The 8,309-nt window shown below is 55.5% G+C and carries 8 protein-coding genes; 1 reads left to right on the plus strand and 7 read right to left on the minus strand.

The features are described 5' to 3' along the window. Positions 1-130 precede the first annotated feature (130 nt). The 3 genes from PUZ33_RS24905 to fdhF form a co-directional block, all read right to left on the minus strand. Complete coding sequence (locus tag PUZ33_RS24905) at positions 131-805, minus strand: tetratricopeptide repeat protein (protein ID WP_038980834.1); 675 nt, start codon at positions 803-805, stop codon at positions 131-133. A 121-nt stretch (positions 806-926) separates the two neighbouring features. After that, positions 927-1,079 (minus strand): Hok/Gef family protein, encoded by a 153-nt coding sequence (locus PUZ33_RS24910; protein ID WP_013095084.1) that lies wholly within the window; start codon positions 1,077-1,079, stop codon positions 927-929. A 324-nt stretch (positions 1,080-1,403) separates the two neighbouring features. Continuing rightward, complete coding sequence (gene fdhF, locus PUZ33_RS24915; RefSeq protein WP_077681898.1) at positions 1,404-3,551, minus strand: formate dehydrogenase subunit alpha; 2,148 nt, start codon at positions 3,549-3,551, stop codon at positions 1,404-1,406. 252 nt (positions 3,552-3,803) lie between these two features. Here fdhF and PUZ33_RS24920 point away from each other — a divergent pair, with 252 nt between their 5' ends. Beyond that, complete coding sequence (locus tag PUZ33_RS24920) at positions 3,804-4,535, plus strand: response regulator (protein ID WP_013095088.1); 732 nt, start codon at positions 3,804-3,806, stop codon at positions 4,533-4,535. 4 nt (positions 4,536-4,539) lie between these two features. Here PUZ33_RS24920 and lpxO read toward each other — a convergent pair whose 3' ends face one another. The 4 genes from lpxO to PUZ33_RS24940 form a co-directional block, all read right to left on the minus strand. After that, positions 4,540-5,448: a lipid A hydroxylase LpxO gene (gene lpxO / locus PUZ33_RS24925; RefSeq protein WP_023622256.1), complete on the minus strand. Its 909-nt coding sequence runs from the start codon at positions 5,446-5,448 to the stop codon at positions 4,540-4,542. Between the two features lie 142 nt (positions 5,449-5,590). Next, positions 5,591-6,598, minus strand: coding sequence for a carbohydrate kinase family protein (locus PUZ33_RS24930; protein ID WP_058681403.1), 1,008 nt, complete (start codon positions 6,596-6,598; stop codon positions 5,591-5,593). Continuing rightward, positions 6,598-7,458, minus strand: a complete 861-nt coding sequence (locus PUZ33_RS24935) for a ketose 1,6-bisphosphate aldolase (RefSeq protein WP_058681402.1) — start codon at positions 7,456-7,458, stop codon at positions 6,598-6,600. Before PUZ33_RS24935 ends, PUZ33_RS24930 begins: the two co-directional genes overlap by 1 nt. Positions 7,459-7,468: 10 nt before the next feature. Next, positions 7,469-8,155, minus strand: a complete 687-nt coding sequence (locus PUZ33_RS24940) for a D-lyxose/D-mannose isomerase (RefSeq protein ID WP_058681401.1) — start codon at positions 8,153-8,155, stop codon at positions 7,469-7,471. Between the last annotated feature and the right edge of the window lie 154 nt (positions 8,156-8,309).

The following is an 8,309-nucleotide window of genomic DNA, read 5'->3' on the forward strand; positions in this document are numbered from 1 at the left end:
ATCTACGATACAGGTTCGTGGCCTAAGGCCGGGTACGGCATGTGGACTGCCTGACAGAAAGAACTGGCCGGTTCTTTCTGTACGGGAGGATAATACAAGGCCGGGTAAGGCGAAGCCGCCACCCGGCACGTTATTCTCCGCTCAACGCATCAAACTCTTCACATCCCGTATCAAACCCTTCCGTACAGCTCAGGTTCAACCAGTAGAGCGCCTTCTGTTTATTGGGCGTGATAAAGCCTTTCTCGCCCTGCTGGAACAGCATCCCTGCCCAGTATTCGGCATAGCCAGTGCGTGACAGAGACGAACTGCGCTTAAACCACGATGCCGCCAGAGCATCGTCCTGGGCCACTTCTACACCGTTGGCATAAATCAGACCCAGCAGCATTTGCGCATCTACCGCAGAGTCGTTGTCGATATCTTCGGTGGCCGTCTGCAGCAGTTTGATGGCCTGCGGGTAGTCTGTTTTGCCACCCTGGGTATTCACCAGAACGCGTGCCAGCATAATGGCGCCACGCTTGCTGCCCGCAATCGTGGCCTGCTCTGCCAGCGCTTTAGCCTGAGCGTAATCGCCCTGAGTAAAGTGGATCTGAGACAACAGGGCCATGGCATCGATGTCGCCCCCTTTTGCCGCTTTCTCTGCCCACATTGCCGCCTGCTTGCTGTCGCCGGAGCTGAACCAGGTGTCGGCGAGATAATACTGAGCGCGTGCATCGCCCGCCTCCGCCTGCGCTTTGTACTGGCTGCCAATCTCATCGGCATGGACGAACGACGTAAAAATTAATAACAACAGTAAAAATGGTTTCATGGATTCTTATCATCTGGGTACACGCCGCGCAGTATAATCGCGGCCATAGAATAAAAAAACGGGTGCGTTAAGACCTCAGCATCCTGCAAGCCGGGCGGAACTGTCGTTCCGCCCGCAGAGGTTAGCCTGCAACGCAGGCTAATTTCGCCGCCACCTCCTGATGTTCACTCTTTATTGTCAGTTCGCATAACTTTCCGCGAGTAATAAAGGTAAAGATCACTATCGTCAGGCAGATAATAAAGACAATGCCTAACGCAGTTTTTAATGGCGTCATGCCTTTTACTCCTTGTCAAAAAAAGAATAAGAGGCTACTCTCAACTTGTTGGGAGTTGAGTCGGGTAGCCTCGGGTGAATGAAAATTTCCCCGGGGCTTTCCACTTTCTGTCCCTCAACAATGCTCAAGACAGAAAGTCTTAAGCACCCGCCGCACATCTTATCCATTTGAATCAAAATGCAAAGATGTAATTCTTTTTCGTGCAATTTACATTATTTCTGCGAGCAGCTTTCCAGATTAATAATTGATATTTTTAATGAATTAAGCGGAAATAAAAAGGGAGTGAATATTTCACTCCCTTTATTCATCAATCAAATAATATTATTATCCCATCGCACTTTCGCGCAACCGGGCTTTCAGCTTGTTATATTCGTCGATCACATACTGTTCCGCAGCGTGCTGATCCGCAATCGGCTCCACGCGTACGGCGCAGTACTTATACTCCGGCGTTTTGGTTATTGGGCTTAAGTTCTCCGTCACCAGTTCGTTACAGGCGCCAATCCACCACTGGTAGGTCATGTACACCGCCCCTTTGTTGGGACGATCGCTGACCTGCGCACGGGTAATGATCCTGCCTTTACGCGAGTTCACCCATACCAGCGCTTCGTCTTCAATGCCAAGACGTTCAGCGTCAGCGGTGTTGATCTGCGCATAACCTGGCTCATCCGCCAGCGCTGCCAGCGCCGCGCAGTTGCCGGTCATCGAACGACAGGAGTAGTGGCCCACTTCACGCACGGTGGAAAGCACCATTGGATACTCATCGGTGAGTTTATCAATGGGGGCAACCCAGTCGCAGGTGAAGAACTGTGCCAGCCCATTTGGGGTGTCGAATTTCTCTTTAAAGAGATACGACGTGCCCTGGTCGGCCTCAGACTCATCCCGGCACGGCCACTGGATATACCCCAGTTCACCCATTTTTTCATAGGTTGCACCGTAGAAGTCCGGACACAGATGCCGCAACTCGTCCCAGATCTCCTGAGTGTTGTTGTAGTGCATCGGATAACCCATGCGGGTGGCAATTTCGCTGATGATTTGCCAGTCGGTTTTCAGATCCCACTTCGGCTCCACCGCTTTAAAGAAGCGCTGGAAGCCACGGTCTGCCGCCGTGTAAACCCCTTCATGCTCGCCCCAGGACGTTGACGGTAAAATCACATCCGCCGCTGCCGCGGTTTTGGTCATAAAGATGTCCTGAACAATTACCAGCTCCAGATCCTCAAATCCTTTACGCACTGCAGAGAGCTCGGCGTCGGTCTGGAGAGGATCTTCGCCCATGATGTAAGCCGCCCGCACTTCACCATGTGCCGCCCGGTGCGGCAGCTCGCTGATGCGATACCCGGTGTGCTCCGGCAAACTTTCCACACCCCACGCTTTGGCAAACTTCGCGCGGTTTTCCGGGAACTTCACGTACTGATAGCCCGGATAGGTGTCCGGCAGCGCACCCATATCGCAGGCACCCTGCACGTTGTTCTGACCGCGTACCGGGTTCACGCCGACGTGTGCCTTGCCAAGGTTGCCGGTCAGCATGGCGAGGCTGGTCAGGGAACGCACGGTTTCCACGCCCTGATAGAACTGGGTCACGCCCATGCCCCACAGAATGGCGGCGGTTTTCGCTCCGGCGTACATCCTTGCTGCCTGACGGATCTCCTGCGCGCTGACGCCGGTGATCGCTTCGACAGATTCTGGCGTATAGCCTTCGACAATTTTCCGATACTCTTCAAAACCTTCCGTACGGGTGGCGACAAACGCCTGGTCGTAGAGGTTCTCCTCAATAATGACGTGCCCCATGGCGTTCAACAGCGCGATGTTCGAGCCGTTTTTCAACGCGATGTGCATATCTGCAATACGTGCCGTTTCGATTTTGCGCGGATCGCAGACGATGATTTTCGCCCCGTTCTGTTTGGCGCGAATAACGTGGTTCGCGACAATCGGGTGAGAATCCGCCGGGTTATAGCCGAAGATAAAGACGAGATCGGTGTTGTCTATCTCGTTAATTGCATTACTCATTGCGCCGTTTCCGACCGACTGGTGCAGACCTGCAACCGATGGGCCGTGTCAGACGCGAGCGCAGCAGTCGACGTTATTGGTTCCGATAACGGCGCGCGCGAATTTTTGCATTACATAGTTAGTTTCGTTACCCGTCCCGCGTGATGACCCGGTGGTCTGGATCGCATCCGGGCCATATTTAGCCTTAATGGCGCTCAGGCGGGTGGCGACGTAGTCCAGCGCCTCGTTCCACGAGACGGCTTCCAGCTTGCCACCGCGTTCACGGCGGATCATGGGGGTTTTCAGGCGCGGGGTGAGAATTTGGGTATCGTTAATAAAATCCCAGCCGTAGTAACCTTTCAGGCACAGCGTGCCCTGGTTGGTTTTCCCCTGTGCGGCCTCCGCCCGGACGATTTTGCCGTTATCGACCACCAGGTGGATCTTGCAACCTGAGGCACAATAAGGGCAAACCGTGACGACTTTTTTCATCAGTCTGCTCCAGTTAATCATTTCGCAGCCATAATGCAGCTTTTATGCCATGTTTTTCGTGTGGGTATCACTCGACTTTACGGGCGTTCTCCTGGCAAAACCCTGACGAAAAGCAGGCAATCGTCAAAATTGACGTGTCGAAAAGGCAACGGATGTGACATGGGTTGTAATTCCGTCACGTAAAAATCCATTTGGCTGGAGCCGACGGCAGAATAGTTCAGACTTAACATAATCCCCTGACGGAAGCATGCGATGAAACCGGCGATTCTGGTGGTTGATGACGATACGGCAGTGTGCGAGCTGCTGCAGGATGTGCTCAGCGAGCACGTCTTTACGGTGCTCGTCTGCCATAACGGACAGGACGCACTGAACCGGGTTCATCAGGAACCGGGAATTGCCCTGGTCCTGCTGGACATGATGCTGCCGGATATCAACGGCCTGCAGGTCCTGCTGCAGTTGCAAAAGCAACGCCCGGATCTGCCGGTAGTGATGCTTACCGGGCTGGGCAGTGAGTCTGACGTGGTGGTAGGGCTGGAGATGGGGGCCGACGATTACATTGGCAAACCATTTAATCCGCGTGTGGTGGTCGCCCGGGTTAAAGCCGTGCTCAGGCGTACCGGAGCGCTGGCGGCTGACACGCCCGCGCCACGAGTGGCGGGCATTGCTTTTAATGGCTGGACGCTGGATACCACCCGCTGCGAACTGATCGATCCGCAGCGTAACCCCGTACCGTTGACCCAGGGTGAATACGGCCTGCTGCTGGCGCTTACCCAGAATGCCCGCCGGGTACTGAGCCGCGAGCAGCTGCTTGAGCTGACCCACAGCGAAAGTGCCGATGTGTTTGACCGCACCATCGACGTGTTGATCATGCGCCTGCGCCGGAAAATCGAAGCCAATCCGCACCAGCCCGCATTAATCAAAACGATCCGCGGGCTGGGCTACGTCTTTGCCGCCGATGTCTGTCATCCCGATAGGGCGGCGTAAGTGCTTATGTTATGGCAGCGACAATAAGCGCGGCGAAAATCGCCGTGATGACCAGGTACTTCAGTGCGTAATAGAGCTTCCGATTACGCTTCTTCAGACGCTGACCGCGTTCTCGCCCGGCGTGCACATATTTGAAGATACGGTTGATTCCCCCGGTGCGGTCGTTATCGTCATTGGGGGAGCTGGCCGCTGACATCAGCGTTGTCCCGACCCAGTGGTTAACCGCCTGCGCCCAGCGCCATTTCATCGGACGTTCGATATCGCAGAAGAGAATAATCCGCGTGTGATCCGATTTATTCTCCGCCCAGTGCACGTAAGTTTCATCAAAGATGACAGCCTCACCGTCACGCCAGCTGTGGCGCTGCTGGTCAACCTCTATAAAGCAGCGATCGTCATTTGGCGTGACCAGGCCTAAATGGTAACGAACCGAGCCGGCGTAGGGATCGCGATGCTTGCCGAGCTTCGCGCCCGCCGGGAGTTCGGCAAACATTGCCGCTTTCACGGACGGGATCTCACTCACCAGTTGTGTCGTAACGGGGCACAGGGTCTGAGCCGAGGGATGCGCATCGGCATACCATTTGAGGTAAAACCGTTTCCAGCCGCGTTTAAAGAAGGTGTTAAAACCGGCATCGTTATGATTTTGTGCCGCCTTAATATGATCCTGCAAACGCAGCGCCTCTTCGCGAATGACCTCCCAGTTTTCCGTCAGTTTATTTAATTCCGGAAAGCGCTCGGTTTCAAAAAAGGGCTGTCTGGCGGGCAGCGAAGAGAACGCCGTCATAAACATATTGATGGGCGCCATAAAGGTGGAGTGGTCGAAAAGTTGACGGGAAAGCGTCTGTTTTTCTTTGCCGCGCGAATGCGCATAAATAACACTGATAATAAATATAGCGATGATAATTGCTGCGAACATTTTTCCTTGTCCTCTGTATCTCTCATTTCGGAAAAGCGTGTGGGCAATATGTTGCCCACGCCGAATGTGCCAGACGCAGAGAGTGTAGTTCGGCTATGCAAAATTCATAGAACTGTAATCAAAAATCGCAATTTTTGTTAATTTAGACGTTGCTCTCCTGTATAAAGCGCGTCAATTCCTCCAGCGTTTTTGCTCCATCAATGGCATTCGCGGCCAGCAGGGTTGCCCGGGCGCAGGCATGCGCCAGGTAAATACTCTCTGCCAGCGGCAGCGATTCATGACAGCCATATAAGAAACCGGCACAAAAGGCGTCGCCCGCGCCGACGCTGCCAATAATCTCCTCCTGAGTCAGCCTCCATGAGGGGATCCAGCGTCCTTCTTCGTTTGCGGCTTCTCCCCAAGCACCTTCCGGGCAGTGGATCACCACCCGTTGCCGGACGCCTGCCGCCAGCAGCTGCGCGGCGGCTTCAGCGATGTGGGCAACGTGCGGTGCGTCGTTGCCGTCGCGCATCTCAAGGCCGCTAAATTCTCCGGCTTCCAGTTCGTTAATGACCAGATAATCGAGATGACGCAGGGCAGGGAGGACCAGCGTCTGATAGCGCGGATCGCCCTTGCGGGAGACCAGATCGAGCGAGGTTTCATACCCCTGCTCGCGCATCTGCGCCAGCAGCCGTGCGCTGCGGGTGCCGTATTCGTCATCTGGCATATCCAGACTGTCGAGCAGCAGCAGGTAGCCGAGGTGGAAGATTTTCATTGTGCCGTCGAGACGGTCAAACGCGGGGAGATCCAGCAGGCGGTTGGCCCCGGGAGAGTGGAAAAAGGTGCGCTGTCCGCTGGGGTCGGTCATCACCTGCGACATGGAGGTTGGCGCAAAGGTGGTGCGCTGTACGCGCTGTCGATTGACGTGGTACTGGTCGAGCATTGCCAGAATGTAGTCCCCGTCGCTGTCTTCGCCAATCAGCCCCACCGCCTGCAGCGGCAGGCCGACGTGCATTTTCGCCAGCGTCAGCAGGACGTTAAGCGGCGCGCCGCCGGTGGAACGCTCGCTGTGGGTAATTTCTGCCAGCCAGCCGCGTTCCGGCCATTGCACGATCTGGTGAACGTGATCCACCAGCATATTGCCCGCGGCGATGATCCCTTTGCGTTCCATTATGCCTGCCCCGCGCTGCCAAAGATGCGCATCTGTTCGGCGACCGTATCGGTAATCGCCTCTTCTATGCCCAGCAGCAGCTCGGCAAACTCATCGTACAGCGGCTGGCGGTTGGTCATACGCTGCTCAACGGCGGAAAGCGCGGCCTGGGACATGCCGGTATAGAAATTGATTTTATGAATACCAAGTTCAATGGCGCGACGAAAATCAGCATCGCTGATCCCGGAGCCGCCGTGCAGTACCAGTGGCAGGCCGGTCTGCTGGCGAATGGCGTCCAGACGGGGGAAATCGAGCTTTGGCTCGCCCTTGTATTTGCCGTGTGCGTTGCCAATGGCGACGGCCAGCGCGTCAATGCCGGTTGAATCGACAAATTCCCGTGCCAGTTGCGGGTCGGTAAAGTACGCTTCATCCGCATGGCCGTAGAGCGCCCCGCCTTCATCGCCACCGACGGCACCTAACTCTGCCTCCACCGACACGCCCACCGCGTGACACATCTTCACCACTTCACGCGTCTGACGAATATTCTCCTCGTAGCTCAGTGTCGAGCCATCGAACATCACGGAGCTGAACCCTAAGCGCAGGGCGCGCACCACGGCGTCAAAGTGCAGGCCGTGGTCAAGGTTGAGTACCACGGGGATCGCGTGGCGGGCGGCTTCGTACTTAACCGCTTCGACAAGCGACTCCAGCGACACATATTTAAAATGCACTTCGGCGATGTTGATGATAAAAGGCGAGCGCTCCTGCTTCGCCGCGGCAAACAGGGCGCGCAGGAAGTGGGTGTCGAGAACGTTGAACGCGCCCAGCGCGTAGCGATGTTGCCTGGCGTGCGCAAGACCGTCGGCAAGAGAAATCAATGGCATCATTTACCCCTTATATCCGAAACAGGTTGTACTCGTTGCACAGTACCAGCACCGCCGGTTCGTCTTCTTCGATGTTGTTATAGCGGGCAACGGGCTGCAAAAAGTGGTTGTCGTGTTCATCGTCATTGATCGATGACACTTCGCCCACCAGCACGTCGCCAAAACCGCGTTCACCCCAGAAACTGTGGTACAGGCCGGGCGTCAGACAGATGCTCTCCCCTGGTGTAAGGCGCAGCTGGCTGCCGGGTGCGTGGGTCTGCTGGCAACCGTCTATCGTGACGGTGACGTCCGTGTTTTCGGTCTCTGCCTGTGCACCGGCATTCCATAACTCAATAATGAGATTTCCACCGCCGCGGTTGATGATGTCCTCCCGTTTGCGCCAGTGAAAATGCATGGGCGTGAGCTGACCGTCGCGTACGTGCATGATTTTTTCGGCATAGCATTTTTCATACGGCGTGCCGTTTGGTGAGCCGTTGCGCAGGGTAAACAGCGTGAGCCCCTGCGCGGCAAAGCTGCTGCCGCCAAAGGCCGTTACGTCCCAACCGAGCTTAAGGTCAAACACTTCCTGCCAGGCGGCCTGATCGAGCTGCTGCCATTTTGTGGGCGGAAAGCTGGCAAAAGGGGGGAGATGCACGTCGTGCATGGAGAAAAACTGCCGCGTGTGGCCGAGGATTTCGTTGATTTCGGAGCGTTTCATGGGGACTCCTTGTGTTTTTTGTCGGCCCAGTCCCCTCTCCCTGTGGGCTGAGGGATCCCCAGTAATATGGTCATGCCACCATGACCATATTACTGTACTCTTTTCCCAGCTTTTTCATCTCGTTAACTATATTCAGCCGTCTCACTTTCCCGGG

The organism is Enterobacter cloacae complex sp. 2022EL-00981 (assembly GCF_028737495.1).
Lineage (GTDB): Bacteria > Pseudomonadota > Gammaproteobacteria > Enterobacterales > Enterobacteriaceae > Enterobacter > Enterobacter cloacae.